General features: G+C 43.1%; 22 protein-coding genes. 12 read left to right on the top strand and 10 right to left on the bottom strand.

The window, feature by feature from the left end:
* Positions 1–5 precede the first annotated feature (5 nt).
* Positions 6–95, top strand: coding sequence for a histidine kinase dimerization/phospho-acceptor domain-containing protein (locus tag Q0241_RS22620; RefSeq protein WP_366941207.1), 90 nt, complete (start codon positions 6–8; stop codon positions 93–95).
* A 165-nt stretch (positions 96–260) separates the two neighbouring features.
* Positions 261–671 (top strand): sensor histidine kinase, encoded by a 411-nt coding sequence (locus Q0241_RS20025; protein WP_299380852.1) that lies wholly within the window; start codon positions 261–263, stop codon positions 669–671.
* A 15-nt stretch (positions 672–686) separates the two neighbouring features.
* Here the strand turns inward: Q0241_RS20025 and Q0241_RS20020 are convergent, their stop codons facing one another.
* Positions 687–1,229, bottom strand: a complete 543-nt coding sequence (locus Q0241_RS20020) for a gamma carbonic anhydrase family protein (RefSeq protein ID WP_299380851.1) — start codon at positions 1,227–1,229, stop codon at positions 687–689.
* 170 nt (positions 1,230–1,399) lie between these two features.
* Between Q0241_RS20020 and Q0241_RS20015 the strand changes: the two genes are divergently transcribed.
* Complete coding sequence (locus tag Q0241_RS20015; RefSeq protein ID WP_299380850.1) at positions 1,400–1,747, top strand: hypothetical protein; 348 nt, start codon at positions 1,400–1,402, stop codon at positions 1,745–1,747.
* Between the two features lie 108 nt (positions 1,748–1,855).
* On the opposite strand, the gene argC is transcribed toward Q0241_RS20015, so the two are convergent.
* The 3 genes from argC to Q0241_RS20000 form a co-directional block, all read right to left on the bottom strand.
* Positions 1,856–2,803 (bottom strand): N-acetyl-gamma-glutamyl-phosphate reductase, encoded by a 948-nt coding sequence (gene argC / locus Q0241_RS20010; protein ID WP_299380849.1) that lies wholly within the window; start codon positions 2,801–2,803, stop codon positions 1,856–1,858.
* Between the two features lie 244 nt (positions 2,804–3,047).
* Positions 3,048–3,533: a hypothetical protein gene (locus tag Q0241_RS20005; protein ID WP_299380848.1), complete on the bottom strand. Its 486-nt coding sequence runs from the start codon at positions 3,531–3,533 to the stop codon at positions 3,048–3,050.
* 103 nt (positions 3,534–3,636) lie between these two features.
* Complete coding sequence (locus Q0241_RS20000) at positions 3,637–4,557, bottom strand: LysR substrate-binding domain-containing protein (protein ID WP_299380847.1); 921 nt, start codon at positions 4,555–4,557, stop codon at positions 3,637–3,639.
* A 146-nt stretch (positions 4,558–4,703) separates the two neighbouring features.
* Here Q0241_RS20000 and Q0241_RS19995 point away from each other — a divergent pair, with 146 nt between their 5' ends.
* Entirely contained in the window at positions 4,704–5,615 is a 912-nt protein-coding gene (locus Q0241_RS19995) for a DMT family transporter (protein WP_299380846.1), read from the top strand.
* A 70-nt stretch (positions 5,616–5,685) separates the two neighbouring features.
* Here Q0241_RS19995 and Q0241_RS19990 read toward each other — a convergent pair whose 3' ends face one another.
* Entirely contained in the window at positions 5,686–6,600 is a 915-nt protein-coding gene (locus Q0241_RS19990; protein WP_299380845.1) for a LysR family transcriptional regulator, read from the bottom strand.
* A 135-nt stretch (positions 6,601–6,735) separates the two neighbouring features.
* On the opposite strand from Q0241_RS19990, the gene Q0241_RS19985 reads away from it, so the two are divergent.
* Together Q0241_RS19985 and Q0241_RS19980 are read left to right on the top strand one after the other, a co-directional pair.
* Entirely contained in the window at positions 6,736–7,335 is a 600-nt protein-coding gene (locus tag Q0241_RS19985) for a short chain dehydrogenase (protein ID WP_299380844.1), read from the top strand.
* 211 nt (positions 7,336–7,546) lie between these two features.
* A complete protein-coding gene (locus tag Q0241_RS19980; RefSeq protein ID WP_299380843.1) occupies positions 7,547–8,131 on the top strand; it encodes a LysE family translocator in 585 nt (194 codons plus the stop codon).
* Between the two features lie 123 nt (positions 8,132–8,254).
* On the opposite strand, the gene Q0241_RS19975 is transcribed toward Q0241_RS19980, so the two are convergent.
* The 3 genes from Q0241_RS19975 to rplM form a co-directional block, all read right to left on the bottom strand.
* Entirely contained in the window at positions 8,255–8,752 is a 498-nt protein-coding gene (locus Q0241_RS19975) for a GNAT family N-acetyltransferase (protein ID WP_299380842.1), read from the bottom strand.
* Between the two features lie 95 nt (positions 8,753–8,847).
* A complete protein-coding gene (rpsI, locus tag Q0241_RS19970) occupies positions 8,848–9,333 on the bottom strand; it encodes a 30S ribosomal protein S9 (protein ID WP_299380841.1) in 486 nt (161 codons plus the stop codon).
* Positions 9,334–9,335: 2 nt separating this feature from the next.
* Complete coding sequence (gene rplM, locus Q0241_RS19965; protein ID WP_047765626.1) at positions 9,336–9,800, bottom strand: 50S ribosomal protein L13; 465 nt, start codon at positions 9,798–9,800, stop codon at positions 9,336–9,338.
* A 273-nt stretch (positions 9,801–10,073) separates the two neighbouring features.
* On the opposite strand from rplM, the gene Q0241_RS19960 reads away from it, so the two are divergent.
* The 5 genes from Q0241_RS19960 (at position 10,074) to Q0241_RS19940 (ending at position 14,164) form a co-directional block, all read left to right on the top strand.
* Positions 10,074–11,282: an FAD-binding oxidoreductase gene (locus Q0241_RS19960; RefSeq protein WP_299380840.1), complete on the top strand. Its 1,209-nt coding sequence runs from the start codon at positions 10,074–10,076 to the stop codon at positions 11,280–11,282.
* Positions 11,283–11,484: 202 nt separating this feature from the next.
* Positions 11,485–11,613 carry a hypothetical protein gene (locus Q0241_RS19955; protein ID WP_299380839.1) on the top strand — a complete coding sequence of 43 codons (129 nt, stop codon included), beginning with the start codon at positions 11,485–11,487 and terminating at the stop codon, positions 11,611–11,613.
* 54 nt (positions 11,614–11,667) lie between these two features.
* Positions 11,668–11,949: a hypothetical protein gene (locus Q0241_RS19950; protein WP_299380838.1), complete on the top strand. Its 282-nt coding sequence runs from the start codon at positions 11,668–11,670 to the stop codon at positions 11,947–11,949.
* A gap of 289 nt (positions 11,950–12,238) precedes the next feature.
* Positions 12,239–13,465, top strand: a complete 1,227-nt coding sequence (phaZ, locus tag Q0241_RS19945; protein WP_299380837.1) for a polyhydroxyalkanoate depolymerase — start codon at positions 12,239–12,241, stop codon at positions 13,463–13,465.
* Between the two features lie 108 nt (positions 13,466–13,573).
* Positions 13,574–14,164, top strand: a complete 591-nt coding sequence (locus tag Q0241_RS19940; RefSeq protein WP_299380836.1) for an SPOR domain-containing protein — start codon at positions 13,574–13,576, stop codon at positions 14,162–14,164.
* Positions 14,165–14,186: 22 nt separating this feature from the next.
* Here Q0241_RS19940 and Q0241_RS19935 read toward each other — a convergent pair whose 3' ends face one another.
* Positions 14,187–14,963: an aldolase/citrate lyase family protein gene (locus tag Q0241_RS19935; protein ID WP_299380835.1), complete on the bottom strand. Its 777-nt coding sequence runs from the start codon at positions 14,961–14,963 to the stop codon at positions 14,187–14,189.
* A 436-nt stretch (positions 14,964–15,399) separates the two neighbouring features.
* Complete coding sequence (locus tag Q0241_RS19930; RefSeq protein ID WP_299380834.1) at positions 15,400–16,140, bottom strand: cyclic nucleotide-binding domain-containing protein; 741 nt, start codon at positions 16,138–16,140, stop codon at positions 15,400–15,402.
* Between the two features lie 202 nt (positions 16,141–16,342).
* On the opposite strand from Q0241_RS19930, the gene Q0241_RS19925 reads away from it, so the two are divergent.
* Positions 16,343–16,828 carry a hypothetical protein gene (locus Q0241_RS19925; protein WP_299380833.1) on the top strand — a complete coding sequence of 162 codons (486 nt, stop codon included), beginning with the start codon at positions 16,343–16,345 and terminating at the stop codon, positions 16,826–16,828.
* Positions 16,829–17,161: the final 333 nt, after the last annotated feature.

Here is a 17,161-nt window from a genome sequence, read left to right as displayed (position 1 = left end):
CATCGCTGGAAAGTGAAAAAAAATTCACCGCTAATGCGGCACATGAGCTACTGACGCCTTTAGCTGCGATTAAATCAGAAGCACATCTAAGATAGCGCCAAACAAACGACCCAATCCAAAAAGAAGGCCTCGCGGCCATTTCTCTAAGGGTTGACCGGGCGACACATACTGTCGAACAGCTTGTCACTCTTGCGCGACTTGATCCCAAAACAGCGCAAGAGAAATTGAAGGACGTTAATCTGTGTAAGATTATTCAAAATGTGTCTGCTGAGTTAGGCAATAAAATTAGCAAGAAAGAAATCGATTTTAGGGTTTCCCTTCCCGATCAGTGTCATTTGAAAGGACTTGCATCAGCAATCGGGGTCTTGTGCCGTAACTTGATAGATAATGCTGTTAGATATTGTCCTGAAAATGGTGTGGTTTCTATCGAAGTGTTTTCTAATGACCTGCAACATACATTAAGAATTAAGAATACTGGGCGTCCGATACCTGAATATATGCGGGATTATATCTTTGATCGATTTGTGCGCGGCGCAGGCGAAGAAGAAACTGGGTCAGGTCTTGGCATGTCTATTGTTAAACGTGTTGCTGAAATCCATAGTGCCGAAGTGCTACTAAGCGATCCGGAAGATATGACTGGCGTACAGGTGGAAGTAACCTTTCCCATCTAAGTGGTTGTTATCTTTTCAGTAGCTCTCACTTAATTTTTTATAATTCGCTGCGGAGTATCTTATTTCATCCAGCTCTGTAGGTTTTAAATCACGGAATTTTTTTGCCGGTGATCCGGACCAAAGCTCCCCTGTTGGTACGACCTTACCCGGGGTGACCAACGCCCCGGCTGCGACCATGGCATTTGTCTCCACAATAGCTTTGTCCATGACGATGGACCTCATGCCGATAAAGGCATCGTCTTCAACTTCACATGCGTGTAAGAGGGCCATGTGGCCCACAGTAACTCCGTTGCCAATCCGGGTTGGAATACCGCCGCCTGTTTCCCTGTAATCACCACCTGTACGGTCGTGATTGACGTGTATGATTGTACCATCTTGTATATTGGTGTTCTCGCCTATGTTTATGGAATTTACATCACCACGCAAAACGCAATTGTACCAAATGGACGCACCTGCCCCGATTTCAACATCGCCAATGATAACCGCGTTTTCTGCGATAAATGCATCTTTTGAAATTCGTGGGGTTATTCCACGATAAGACTTTATGATACCAGACACGTTATGTTTCGCTTTCTATTCAGGTTTTTGGGCAAAATATTTTGTTAACAAAATTAAAAAAGTGCGATATAAAAAATTACTTTGTCCTATCTTTACCATTTTTAAATCACCTGGAAACCATATATAAGACCATGTGATTAAGTTTTGACCTTTGCTGGAGAGCAGAAAATATGCCTAAAGGCACCAAATGTTTCGCCACTTTTGCACTTGTTGCCGCTATTGGCATTAGTACGTTTTCGTTTTCGACACCAAGCTATGCGCAGTTCAACGAACCAAGATGGTATCAACAGCAAGTTTGTCTTGCAAAGGCCTATACCAAAGTTAATCAGCTTCAAAAATCTGCGGCTCATAATGAAAGAGCAAAAAAATCCCGCTCTAAATTAAGTCGCGCAGGTGTTCCGGAATCTCATATTCGTGAACTGGCGAACAGAACATTGAAAATGTTGCAGTTTGGTATCAATGGTAATAAAGAGGCCCGCGGACCTCGCCTTTGCCAACAATGGTATCCGGTTGGATAAGAGCTAAGAATTATATTCGGAAAAACAAAAGGACGGTTTCCCGTCCTTTTTTATTGCCTTGAATTTGTCGGTACTCAAAGGTCAATGACCTCTGTATGTCCTTCCTCTCTATAGGCCAGCATCTTCTGCCAAGCCCAGCATCAAGTTAAGGTTCTGTACAGCAGCCCCTGATGCGCCTTTACCGAGGTTATCAAGCCTTGCGATCAAAAGCGCTTGGTCTGTCGCGTCATTTGCGAACACAAAGAGCTCAAGCTCGTTACTTCCATTTAAAGCATCGGGCCTTAGAAATGCCGCACGTTCCAGATTTTCCGAATTGTTCAGGTTCTTGACCTTCACAAAGCGGCTGTCTTGATAATGTTCGGCGAGGCTTTCCTGTAACAAGGTGCCGCTTACACCACTTTTCATCTGGGCATAGTGTAGTGGAATTGAAACCAGCATTCCTTGGGCGTAGTCACCGACAGAGGGCATGAATAATGGCTTATGCGTTAAGCCATTGTGCTGCGTCATTTCGGGCACATGCTTGTGCTGCAATGAAAGCCCATAGGTACCAAAAGGCTCGGCTTGGCCGCCTTCGTGAATTTCGATAAGGGCTTTACCGCCCCCACTGTAACCGGAAACACCCTGTACGTTGATCAGAGTATCCTTGGATACAATGTTTCGTTCAATCAAAGGCCGCAACAACGCAATAGCACCGGTTGGGTAACAGCCCGGATTACTCACGCGTTTGGAATTGGCGATCTTTTCCCGATGACCTTCTGTCATTTCCGGGAAACCATAAGTCCAATCGGGGGCAATCCGATAAGCCGTTGAGGCATCGATAATGCGTACATCAGGATTTTCTACCAGAGACACAGCCTCTATCGCTGCTGCATCCGGCAGACACAGAATGACAAGATCTGCAGAATTTAAGAGCTCTTTTCTTGCTGCTGCGTCTTTACGCAATTCAGGTGCAATCGATAGTATTTCAAGGTCTTGCCGATTTTCCAGGCGTTGACGGACCTGCAGGCCAGTCGTGCCAGCTTCGCCATCAATAAAAATTCTTTTGCCTGTCGACATTGGATTAACCTCAAAAAATAATAATACGTGCCCTATAACTACACATTATTTTTTGTATTTCAATACAGAAACTTAGATATTCGTATACATGCTAAGTAAGTGATCGAACACAACAGCTATGGGGGCGTTTGAGAATATTGATCAGCTAATTTTACGCGAGCTTATTAAGTCATAGCTAAAGCTGATTTCTTGTAAGCATATAATTGACCAAATAGCACTTCTACTTGGTCAATTATATCAGTTGTTATTTCAGCTCTAACCCTGCAGCGTTTCCGTTTTTACGGCCCAGAACGGTTGTCACAACATCGCCTGTTGTCTGTTGGCGGGTTGAGATAAAGAAGTGTCGATCACTCAAACCATAGACAACAAAACAGTTTTCTGGTTGGGGTATTTCAAACAGGTAATTAAAACAGATCAGGTTGGTTCGTATCTGCCATGTACCCTGAACAAGTTGTGTGAAATCGTAATAGGCGACACGGCCATCGCCAGAAAGAAACTCTACCCAGCGATTAGCGTTGGGGTCTTGTTCAGACTTTGTATGATCCACATACTTACCGTACAGGGTATTTCCAGAAAAGGCCCCGACAATATCAGAGCCCATTAGCTGTGTTGCTCCGGCGGCGATGAGCTCTTGATCACTGTAGTAGGTTGTTGTGTCATCGACAGCTGGTGTTGTGACGCAACTCGCTAAAGAAAAAGAAAGCAGTAACAAGATCGCTTTGTAATTCATTTTCATATTCCTTATTGGCCCATATATTCTTTAGACCCAATGTTCTATGATGAGAGCAAAGAGGCTGTATCTTTTACATGCATATATTAAGCCAATAACCTGTTTAGCTTACTTTTAGAACAGAAGGAAGGTCGGCCTCAAAGGCTTTGATTTCCGCACGTAACCATCTGCGAAAAATTTTTGCTGATTGCGAGGGTTCCCGTAATTCTGAATGCACTAGATAGTAACTAAAAGGAGATTGTTTCCAGTCAGTCATTGCAGGAACAAGATTTCCCGATACAAAATCATCTGCAATAAGAACCGATCGGCCCAGCATTATCCCCTGCCCTTGTCGTGCTGCGCCAATCAAAAGGTGCGTATCGCTAAAGGCAATACTATCACCTTCTATGCCAATGTTTCCGGTTGTCTGGTTCAACCATCTTTCAAGAGAAAGTTTGATGCCTTCTGGTCCGCCGGAATCTTTTAAAAGCGTGTAGTCAGAAAGATTTTTATCCCCAGACATTAAATCTGGATGACAGGCAGGGCCGATCATTTCGTCCATAAGTTTTTCTTCAACAACGCCTTTGTAGCTTCCCGGCCCGTAGCGAATAGCCAGATCAATATTTTCCCGTGCGAGGTCACTAAGGTAATCAGATGTTAGAAGTTCAAGCTGAATATCCGGATAAGCGTCCCTGAATTTTTTAATTCTAGGAAAAAGCCATTCGGCAGCAAAGGATTGCAGCGTTGAAATACGGAGCTTCTTTTTATCCTGTCCCGTAAGGCTTGTCGTAAGATCGTCCAGATTATCCAAAATAACTGTAAGCTGTTTTAGATACTCTTCCCCCTTTTCTGTCAGAGCAAAGCTGTTGGGGCCACGATCAAGAAGTTTGATACCTAACCACTGTTCTAATCCTTTGATTTGCTGACTTACAGCGGACGCAGAAACGGACAGTTCAGCGGCAGCAAGGGAGACACTTCCTGTTCTGGCTGCGGCCTCGAAAGATTTGACTGCATTTAGCGGCGGTAATTTACGTTGCTTTAGCATTAGAAAAACTTATTCAGCCTAATATCTTCTTGTTTTACAGAAATTATATAGCAACCCATATTGAAAACAACGCCGCAAACTGCTCTGTTGGAAAATACAGGTCAAAGCGGATAAATTTCTAATATATCTTTTATGAAAGTAAGAAAATGGCCTCGGCTTTTCGTTTAAATATTGGCGTCGCTCAAATGTCTTTGGCGATGTTCCTTTCCGGCTTTATTGGCCTGTTTGTTTTTGAATCCGGACAGACGCCGTTTAATATTGTCTTCTTCAGATGTGTCTTTGGGGCAATTGGACTTGGTCTGTTTTGCTGGTGGAAAGGTTACTTTACCACAGATGCGCTGAACAAAAAGAATATCACCCTCGCGCTTTTAAGTGGCTTTGCCCTGGTTTGTAACTGGATCCTTCTTTTTACATCCTTCAAACTGTCGCCTATTTCCATTAATACAGCCATTTATCACACACAGCCTTTCTTCCTTGTTATCTTTGGCGCGTTGTTTTTGGGCGAAGCTTTCAATTTTCACAAATTTGTATGGCTTATTCTGGCTTTCCTCGGCTTGATCTTTGTTATTGAGCTGGATGCCGATAGTTTTCAGGGTGATACCTCTATGATCGAAGGCGCAGGTTTTGCCCTAGGTGCTGCCATTCTTTATACAGCAACGACAATCATCACCAAGCGATTAACCGGGATGCGCCCGCACTTGATTGCTTTTATTCAGGTCACCCTAGGTATTGTGATGTTGAGCCCTTTGGTTGACTTCTCAACGGCCCCCACACTAGCTGATACCAAAGTGTGGGGTTATCTGCTCGCTCTTGGTCTGATCAATACCTGTTTCATGTACATCATTCTGTATTCGGCTTTCCAGAAACTTCAGACACCTGTGATTGCTGTTTTATCCTTTATCTATCCGGTGGTTGCTTTGGGTGTAGATTATGTCTTTTATGATCAAAAGCTGAGCCCCCTTCAGTTCACGGGTATTGTGTTTATTCTTTTCAGTGCCGCCGCGGTGAACCTGGGCTGGAAAGTCTTTCCGTCACGGGCGAAAGTAAAAGAAAGCTGATCAAAGAATTCAGTAACAAGAGATGTGGCCGCATCCCTCTCTTGTTACTTTTTTATTTTGTTTATCGGGGCTATTTTAAAAAGTGGTCCTGTTCAGAAAACCAGTGCTTCACAAAATCGATAAATTTCCTGACCTTGATCGGTAGGTGTGTCTGATAGGGATAGACAATAAAAATAGGATGGAGTTTTGTTCGATAAGAAGGCAGCAGGCGAACGAGTTGCCCTTGGGCGATTTCTTCCTCTGCCAGATAAGATGGTAACTTACCAATCCCACCACCTGATAAAATGGCTTTCTTGAGCATGGGAAAGTGATGAACACAGAGCTTTGCTTCTATGGAAACTCGATGGGATTCTGCTTCATTTTGAAAATGCCATAATGTTGGCTCTAGCTTTCTCGCATTTAACAACAACTGGTGTATCAACAAATCCTGCGGTTTTGTGATAGCGGGTTTGTGTTCCAGATACTGAGGTGATGCACAGATATATTCTGTCCAGTTACCCAGTTTAATCGGCACTAGATTATCTTCCATCGTTGTTGTTGCACGAAAGGCAATGTCGATGTTTTCTGATTGCAAATCCCTAATTTTGTTATCGAGTTCCAGTTCAAACTTTACATCTGGATAAAGGGCATTAAACCCAAGCGTAATGTCGCTTAAAAAAGCTTCCCCGAATGAAATGGGTGCAGACAAACGAATAGAGCCCGAGACTGTTCCCTTTATAGCTTCAAGATCCTTTTGGGCCTTCCTCACGCTTCCTGAGATTTCTTTACAGTGATCGTAAAAGACGCTTCCGGCTTCGGTCAGGTCCAGTTTACGGGTTGTTCTGAAAAGTAATTGCGCGTTGAAGTGTTTTTCCAGCCGGGAAACAAGTTGGCTAACATGGGCTTTCGAATAGCCAAGGCGCGTAGCAGCGCGGGTGAAGCTACCCTCTTCCACGACAACGGCAAAAACCGCCATGGCTTCTAAATGATGATAATTGGTATTCATATGAAAACAATATGTTCATAATTATTGGTATTATCACTTTAAATAAAAACAATATCTTTACCAGCAGTGAATGATTTATTTCCGGAAATGATCCGGTTTTGTCCAGAAGTGATTTGATCTTATAAGGAGATTACCATGAAAATAATTTTAGTCGGCGCAAGTGGTACAATTGGTAAAGCTGTACACAAAGAACTTTCTGTTCGTCACGAAGTTATAACCGCAGGGCGTTCCACGGGCGACCTACAGATTGATATCACTGATAAAGAAACGATCAAAAAAGCTTTTGCCTCTGTTGGAAGCTTTGATGCGCTGGTTTCCACGACGGGCTCTGTTCATTTTGGTGAATTTATGGAAATGAACGAAGAAGAGTATATGGTCGGGATCAGAAACAAATTGATGGGCCAGGTTAATCTTGTCCTGATTGGACGTGATTACATTACCCCAGAAGGTTCGTTCACCTTGAGTACCGGGATACTGAACCGCGACCCCATTCGTTTGGGCAGTTCTGCGGCGATGGTCAATGGCGCTATCGATAGCTTTGTGAAAGCCGCCGCGATGGAAATGCCCAACAGGGTTCGTATTAACTCTGTCAGTCCAACGGTTATCACAGAAGCAATGGATAGCTATGGCCCCTACTTCAGAGGTTATGCCCCCGTTGATGCTGATCTGGCGGCACTCGCCTACAGCAAATCTGTGGAAGGTATGCAGACAGGCCAGACCTATATTGTAGATTAGATGACACCTGTACTGACGGGTATTACTTTTCGTTATCAACGAGTATTACCCGTCGATAGAATCTATCTCTTTCTGAAAAGTGCTGTGGCCTAATAAAAACATTTTGATCTCTCATTACATAAAAATATCGAACAGTTAAACTTAACTGCGACACATAGTGCTCCTTAAATGACGGGAGTATAGTCTCTGAATTAAGGAGTATTTTAAGCTTATGTCTATTATTATTGCGATGTGTACCTATGCCCTGACCATGTCGATTTCACCTGGGCCAGTGAATGTTATTACCATGACATCCGGCCTGAACCATGGGGTGTACAGAACCATTCCCTTTGTCGCCGGGGCAACAATTGGCTTTACCCTGTTACTTTTTACCATCGGTTTGGGCGCAGCCGAACTAACAACATTGTTTCCTCAGGTCATGCAGGCAATAGGTTATGCTGGTGCTGTGTTTATGTTGTATATGGCCTATAAAATAGCATCTTCAAAAGGTGCCGTTTCTCTCGAAGAAGGCACCGAACCTGGTTTTTTTCAGGGTATGCTGCTCAATATTTTAAATCCTAAAGCCTGGATTGCCTCTATTTCAGGAGTGACAGCTTTCACAACAAAGGGTGATCCTTCTAGCCTTTTTCTGTTCTGTGCTTTGTATTTTGTAATCTGCTTTATTGGCGTGGGCGCCTGGGCTGTGGTTGGAAAACAAGCCAAGATTCTGGTTCAAACGGAAAAGCACCTGCGCCTATTCAATATCTTTATGGGAACAGGCTTGGCCGCGGTCGCTCTCTATTTACTTTTGTTCTAAATTCTCAAGCCGAGAGCAGCAATGCGTTGCAAATAAATGCCGCCCTTTGGCTCTGTGCATATCTAGTGTATTTACGTTATAAAAATATACTTATCATGGCAGAAAACAGATCAGAGAATTGAATTACATTCTATCAATGTTCAATTCATAAACTGTTTCATAGTTTAATGCTTCTGTTTCAACAAAACCTATAGCTTGAATGACTGAGTTTGAAGCCAGATTTTGATTATGGATGACAGCTTTGAAGTGTCTTACGGACATGTTTTCTTTTAAGTGCTTTAACATCATTTCGGTTGCGTGTTTTGCAATACCTTGATGCCAATATGGGCTAAAGACAACGTAAGCTACTTCAGCTTGTCTTGTTTTCTTGTTCAGCGTTGCCTGTACATAACCCAAACATTTGTCGATTTGTTGATGTTTTATAATCCAGTTGAACCAAAGTTCGCTATTGTCGGGGGAAATACCTTTTTCGCGTCGTTTATAGGTACGGCGTAAATCCTCAAGACTTTTTGGCGGAGCATCATCCGTAAAGGTGTAAAGCTGGGGATCACATAAACCGGGATACATTACTTTTGCATGCGCAGCAGTAAGTGGCTCTAGCGTTATATCTGTATAATCCATCCAAAGAACTTACGATATAGGCTGGTATAATCCAACAAAAAGGGCCGCCAAAATGGCAGCCCTTTTCGAATTTCTGAACTTCTGTTCTTCGAAGCTTAACGCTTGGAGAACTGGAAGCTACGACGGGCTTTCGCCTTACCGTATTTCTTACGTTCAACAACACGGGCATCACGTGTAAGGAAGCCGCGTGCTTTAAGCGCAGGACGAAGGCCTGGCTCGAAGTAAGTAAGAGCTTTTGAGATACCGTGACGAACAGCACCAGCTTGACCAGAAAGACCACCGCCTTTTACTGTGCAAACCACGTCGAACTGACCAGTGCGCTCAACAGTCTCGAAAGGCTGTGCGATCATCATACGTAGAACTGGACGCGCGAAGTAAACTTCTTGCTCGCGACCGTTTACGGAGATTTTACCAGTACCTGGCTTGATCCATACGCGAGCAATGGCGTCTTTACGCTTACCAGTAGCATAAGCACGACCTTGTGCGTCTAGTTTTGGCTCGGCAACAACTGCGGTTGTATCTTCGACTGCAGGTGCTGCACCGCCAAGATCACTCAAAGAGTTGAGGGTTTCTTCAGCCATTGTTACTGGCTCCTCTTGTTCTTGGTGTTTTTAGAAGCAAAATCCAGAACTTCTGGCTGCTGAGCTTCATGATTGTGGTCAGGACCAACAACAACGCGAAGGTTGCGCATTTGCTGACGACCGAGAGGACCTTTAGGAACCATACGTTCGATAGCTTTTTGAACAACACGCTCAGGGAAGCGACCGTCCAGGATCTGACCAGCCGTACGTTCTTTGATACCGCCAGGGTGGCCAGTATGCCAGTAGTACTTTTTGTCAGCCAATTTGTTACCTGTAAGGGCGACTTTCTCGGCATTGATGATGATAACATTATCACCACAATCCATATGTGGTGTGAATGTTACTTTGTTTTTACCGCGCAGGATATTTGCGACTTCGACAGCCAAGCGACCGAGAACAATGCCTTCAGCATCGATCACGAACCACTTTTTCTCGATATCTGCGGGTTTAGCAGAATAAGTTTTCATTTAACAGAGCCATTGCATACTGTTGTAATAAGGGGCAAGACACACCTTAGTGCTCTTGCGTTGGTGGGTTCTAATACAGTGTATAACAGCTGTCAAACAAAAACATTTCAGAAGAATTTTATTTTCCTAATAAAAACAACAAGTTAAAATTACGGTAATATAATACCCCATAAATTTGAGCTTTTTTATCCTCAGAAGTAATAAATCTGTTGTCTGTATGAGAACTGCGCGTAAAGATGTGACTTCGTATATAATATTAAATATGGAGTATGTATGACCAAGACATCAGATGTCGTTATTGTCGGTGGAGGCATTATCGGAAGTGCCGCTGCTTACTTTCTGGCAAGTAATACGACATTTAATGGGAAGATTACCGTCATAGAAAAAGATAGCAGCTATCAAGGATCATCAACAACCTTGTCCGCAGCGTCAATTCGACAGCAATTTTCAACACCCGAAAATATCAATATATCCCTCTTTGGTATAGATTTCCTGCGTAACCTTTCTGAACATCTGGCATTAGACACAGGGCAACAGCCCACAAATGCGCTGGATATAGGCTTGCAAGAAAAGGGGTATTTGCTTCTCGCCAGTGATAAGGGGCAGGAAACACTTTATTATAACAATCAGATACAAAATGAACTCGGGGCTGATATCTCGCTTCTTACCCCTGCCCTCTTAAAAGAGCTGTTTCCCTGGATGAACTGTGATGATATTGCCCTAGGGTCTTTGGGGCTGTCGGGTGAAGGCTGGTTTGATGCCTATAGCCTGTTGCAATTGTTCAGGGCAAAAAACAAAGAGCTGGGCGTTATATATAAAGACGGTGAAGTTACAGGATTTGAAAAATCTGGTGATGAGATTATCGCTGCTGAATTGAAAACGTCTGAAAGTGTTTCGGGGGAAAAAATTTCAGGCGAACATTTTATTAACGCTGCGGGGCCTATGGCGTCACGGATTGCCGCTATGGCTGGAATTAGTATTCCCATTGAAAGCCGTAAACGCTGTGTCTTTGTCTTTAACTGTCGCGAAGAAATAGCTACCAGTCCGCTTGTCGTTGATACCAACGGGGTATATTTCAGGCCAGAGGGCGAGCATTTTATCTGTGGGACCTCTCCGCTGGATGGTCATGATCCCGAGTGTTTTGACTATCATGTGGATTACGATCTTTTTGATGAGCATATCTGGCCCACACTTGCCAATCGGGTCACGGCTTTTGAGTCAATTAAACAGATCAATGCATGGGCGGGACACTATGCATACAACCTGTTGGATCAAAACGTTGTACTGGGAACACATCCGAATGTTGGTAATCTTTACTTTGCCAACGGCTTTAGCGGGCATGGCCTGCAACAGGCACCGGCGGTCGGGCGTGCGTTATCAGAACTGATTATCTATAGAGAATACCGGAGTCTGGATTTGTCCATTTTTGGCATGGAAAGAATTATCAATAAAACTCCTGTTAAAGAGCTTAATGTGATATAGATATTAACATTAATTAACCATGGTAAGGTATTGTTATTATTTAGTCATATGGCAATATCTTGCCGTGAAAATGTTTTCCCTCCCCTTCTGTTCACATTCTTACCACTTTTTTGCCCCAACACGGCTTTGTTTTATTCCTTATATTGAAGTCATGGGAAACTTTAAAAGAATAAATCGCACAGATATGCGGGCTAAAATGTCTATGTCATCACATAAAGATATGAATGAAGATATTGATGTCGATCGTTTGGTTTGGGACGTCGAGTACAGAGAAATCGTCAAGCGGCTTTTACAACCACAAGGCAATTCATCAATCTCATTAGGCGCTTAATCCCCACTCGTAAGACCTTTGGTAATTTTATTTGTTTGTGGTAAAATTTCCACTATGCCAAAGAACAAAAAACAATCTCCAAAACCAAATTCCAAACAGCTCAAATGGCTTAAACGCGGCCTTGATCAAGCTGGTGGCAAACTTCCCCTTTTTGATGAGTATGGTAAGCACTATGATGTCAGGATGATACAGGCCTGTATGGATCATGGGTGGGCAGAACCATGGTTTTCGAACGCCCTGAAACCGGACTGGATTGTCTGTAAGCTGACGACAAAAGGTAGAGATTTTTGCCACTCAGACTCTCGCTCATCCTCCCCTTCATCTACAAGAACATAAGCTTTTTTAAGCCTCTCTTTGCGTTGATTCCCTTCGTTGACGCTTTCATGAAACCTCTGTGAAAAGTCAGACAATCATTGACTGTTTAGACAAATATGCTTAGGTTTTAGGCTCATTGTGCGGTGCACAATAAAATGTTTTTGGGTAAATTAGATTTGATGGACGATATTACGGTAAGGAAATCGTTATTCTTTCTGGTTTATCTTTTGGCCTTATTTTCGTGTGAATAGAAGGTTTTATGTAGTTTTTTCAACTGATAAAGCTACTTTATTAATTAGGGGTAGATGACGTGTTATATACATACTTCGATATGCAAAGTGCTGCTTTGGGTCCAATGCGCGCTATGACGCAGCTCACAAAAACCTACTTCAATAACCCTCTGTTCCCTCTTTCCCAAACTTATATGGGAAAAATAATGGCCGCCGGGGCCGATGTGATCGAAGGTGTCATTCGCCATCGCGGGAAACCAGAATGGGGATTTCAAGCCATTCATCGCGAAGACGGCATTCATCCGATTGATCTTGCAAGAATTGACCACAGACCTTTTGGGGATCTTATCCGGTTTAAGTGTGATCTTGCAAAATCTCCGAAAAAAGTATTGCTCGTTTCGCCGATGTCAGGACACTTTGCAACCCTGTTACGTGGAACTGTAAAGACTCTTGTTGAGCACCATGAAGTTTATGTCACGGACTGGACGGATGCCAGTAAAGTTCCGGCGTCCGATGGCGATTTTGGGCTTGATGAGTATATTGAATATCTGGTCGACTACATGAAACTTCTGGGCCCGGACCTACATGTCATTGCTGTATGTCAGCCAGCTCCGCTTGTTCTTGCCGCTGTTTCAATTTTGGCGGCAAATGATGATCCGGCACAACCTCGCACCATGACCCTAATGGGGGGGCCAGTTGATCCGGGTGCTGCTGAGACCGAAGTGACGAAGCTTGCGGATAGTAAGTCTCTCTCTTGGTTTAGGGATAACCTGACCGCAACAGTTCCGCTTCAATACGAAGGATCTGGCCGTCGTGTTTACCCTGGTTTTCTTCAGTTAGCTGCTTTTATATCCATGAATTCCATGCGCCACGTTGATGCGCACATGCAGCATTTTAACAACCTTATCAAAGGTGACGGAGATTCCGCGGAAAGCCATAACAAGTTTTATGATGAATATCTTTCGGTGATGGATGTTACCGCTGAATTTTATCTGGATACAATTCAACATATCTTTCAGGAAAGAAGCCTTCCCAAGGGCACCATGACCTGGAAAGGTCAGCGAGTTGACCCATCAAAAGTAAAAAAGACCGCACTTCTTACTGTCGAAGGCGAACTAGACGATATTTCTGCACCCGGACAAACCGAGGCTGCGCACGATATGTGTTCGGCCCTCGCTAAAAGCAAACATAAAAATCATATAGAACCCGGAGTTGGGCATTATGGTATCTTTAATGGCCGCAAATGGCGCGAAAGTGTTTCTGTTGTGATTAATGACTTTATTGAAAAGCACCATCCCAAGTCATAATTGACATAACAATATCGTTAATAAGTCATAGAGTTAATTATCTTTTTATAAATATGTACTATTTAGGATTAAATGTAAGTTACATCTAACCTTTCTTGGTGCTCGCCCATGCCATTTTTACGTCATTCATATTTGCTTATTCTTGTTCTATGCTCTTCTTTGATCCTGAGTGGGTGTGAAAGTGTGTATGATGACACCAAAGGTTGGGGCGTTGATCTGTGGGACGATATAAAGAAGGGTTCTAAGCAAGCTGCAGACTCAACAAAAGAAGCGCTTGGGTCGCTCTCTGAAGATAATGACAGCGCAGAGGCCGTTAAAGAAGACAAAATTGAAATGTCTGCTCTTGATACGAATGATGTCGAAGAAGCAGATCAAAAGGGGCCGGTTATTACCCCTGCTCCTTTAAAAAACGCAGAAAAGATAGCGCAGCCACCCATTATCAAAACTACGGGAAAATATGCTGTTCATTTATCTTCGAATAAAAGTAAAACCAGCGCTGAAAAAGAATGGGCCGAGTTGAGAAATGCCTTTCCCAAAGAAACGAACGGATTAAGCTTGCAGCTGAAGCCCGTTAAAATCACAGGAAAAGGCACATTTTATCGTGTGTTAGGTGCCGCTTTCAGCGATCGGGCCGATGCGAATAAAGCTTGTGAAGCCTTTAAGCGCAAAAAGCAGTACTGTGTCGCCGTTAAGTTATAGATATTTCTTCGTTTTAAGCTTTTTAAATGCCAAGTGTTGCTTTGAGCTGCGCAACTTTTTCTCTAGCGCCTTTGACAACAAAGCCAATATCACTGCCATCCAGAACCATATCGTATCCGGATTTAAAAAGTGCTTCGGCATTTCTATTAGGGGTTGGAAGTGCGCCAAGTAGTTTTCCGGCGTCTTTTACAATTTGCTCGACCTTATAGATTGCTTCCAGAACTGCGGGGTGATCTGTTTCACCTGGATACCCTAAGTCTGCGGAGAGATCGGAAGGGCCGATGAAGATCATATCGACACCGTCTGTATTCGCAATCTCTGCTGCATTTTCAACGCCTTCTGCGCTTTCTATTTGGCAAATCAAGAGCACATTATCGTTGAAATTTTTTAAATAACTTTGAGAATTAACCCCGTAATCAGCCCCTCTGATGATTGTTGAGGCAACGCCTCGTTTGCCTTGGGGGGCATAATGGGCTGCCGCGACGGCGTATTCAGCTTCTTCTTTATTTGAAACAGACGGCACCATAACACCATCTGCCCCAGCATCAAGAACACGTTTTATCTTCGCACTGGAATTACTTGAAACCCTGACATAAGCTTTGGGGCCATATGCTTTGGCTGCTTGCATTTGGGTAATAGCATCCATTACTGAGCCGGGGCCATGCTCTAGATCGATCATTAAACAGTCGTTCCCAGCCTGCGCAATAATCTCGGTTGCAATCGGACTAAACATATCAATCCAGCATCCAAAAACGGGGTGATGATTGCCAAGTTTATTTTTAAGCTGTGGACTTGCCATTTTGTATATCCATTGTTTGAAGATAATTCGCGCGTATAACCGAGGGCTTATCAAATCGACTGTTTGATAAATATACGTTAAGCGAAGTGGTTACAGATGAAAAGTCTAATTGAACGAAGGGCCACAAAGTGAATAAGCAAGCCAGCCGAGGATGCATAGTGAAATGCATCCTCCTAGAACACTTTTTCAAGGTTCCAGATCACGACTTACATGTTGCGTGATAAGCGGCTCGCTTTGGGAAGTGCGTCCAATCGCGCCCAGAGATTACACTCCGAGGCAGCGTACAGACCCCTTTTCCCAAAGCCAGTTTGATAATGTTACTGATGCCAGCCTGAGTAATACAGGAAGTTGGCTGTAATAGATATAGGGAATGCCCGATTTATTATCGAACCAATAGCATTAACAAATGTCATTAATCAGTATTGTAAAAATCTACTCAATCCATACCTTCGGCCAGATCAGTTAGTTCTTCCATATCATTGATTTCGAGCTGACCGTTTGTCGGAATAGAAATAATTCCTTTTTTCTTTAAATTGGTCAGGGTTCTACTAACTGTTTCAGTTGTCAGGCCCAAATAATCACCAATATCAGAACGCCCCATTGGCAGGGATATCACATCGCCTGTACCAGTTTTGCTTTTGGTTCGCTTTGAAAGGGCTAAAAGGAAGCTAGAAACTTTTTCAATGGCCGTTTTTCGGCCAAGCAATAACATTTGATCTTGTGCAAGAACGAGCTCGTTAGAGAGCATGTTTAAGAGGCGGTTTTCCAGATCAGGAATTTCTTTTAATAGCGCTTCAAGCTTTGCTCGGGGAAATCTACAGAGTTTACAGTCTTCAAGTGCTTCAGCTGAATAGGCATAACAATCGTTCATCGCAATACCAAGGAAGTCGCCAGGAAAAAGAAATCCTGTCATTTGACGGCGACCATCAGGAAGAAGTTTATATAGCTTAATCGAACCACCCGTTACATTAAACAAAAAATCAGCAGGGTCCATTTCATTGATGATTGTGACACCTTTGCCAACTTCTACGGCTGTTGAAATGGATGATAGTTTTTTGAGATCGTCGCAGGAGAGTGCATGGCAGAGGCTCATTCCAGCAACGTTGCATTTTTCACATGGAGAGTTCACCAAAGGGTTGGATGAGGCCGTTTGGGCAAAGTGTGAGCCACTTCTCATTCGTTTATCATTCCTGACTAATTTTTTTATAGTACATTGATACTTTTATAGTACATTGATACTACGACAAGAGTGCTAAAGAAACACGCAACAAATTAATTTAGTTCATTGTTTCTGTGCGTCATATTGACCTACATCAAAGACTTATTTTTCTATCGTGACTTCAATAACCTTAACAAAGTCATATGTGGGTAGTAAAGCCGTGCAATTTGCCATTAAACCATTGAATCAATCTAACACTGTTCAGGTGTTGCCTTTAATTCAAACATTAAAAAGTGACATTACAACAGACCAATGGATGGATTATGTAAATAGCTTTATCGGCAGAGATAGCCGGGAATGTGGTATTATCACAGTGAAAAATACCGCTGGATATTATATGGGGATTCTTTGTTACAAAGTAGTAGAAGACGTTACGCATCAGATAGTTATGGATGTCACTAACTACGTCACAGCAGATATGCTTGGCCGTAATGATATATCTGAAACTCTTTTGGAATGGCTGGAAGATCAAGCTTCAGAACGTGGGTGTCAGGCTATACACCTTACAATTGATATTCGAAATACAATTATTCCTGAAAATGGTTATACTAAGTCTATACCGAACCAGCTAATCAACAAAGGGTATATTTGTGACGCAGTCAGGCTTTGTAAAAAAATTACTCAAAATCCAATCACTCAACACTAAGCCATAAAACCAAATTTATGTTTATAGTTTTGGGGTGCGTCAACCCGTATCATTGACCTAGATCAATGCTTTTTTGTACTTGAGAGGTAGGTTACGGGGTACTGTGGGATGTTCTATCTCACGGTGTTATCACGTTTTTTATGATAAAAGGCGACTTCAGGAATGACTCGGGAAACTACCGCAAAAGCGAAAATGCCCCTCGACGGATGGGTAATAGCTGCGGCATTGGTGATTGGCACATTTTACGCCACACTAACCGCCGCGCGAACCGAAGATCCGGTAATGTCTGTACATGCATATATCTTTGCAGGTGCATTCTTACTCGGAATTTTT

The organism is uncultured Kiloniella sp., assembly GCF_937128705.1.
GTDB lineage: Bacteria > Pseudomonadota > Alphaproteobacteria > Kiloniellales > Kiloniellaceae > Kiloniella.
The sequence above is the reverse complement of the archived record's forward strand: the minus strand, read 5'-3'. Positions and strand labels throughout refer to the sequence as shown.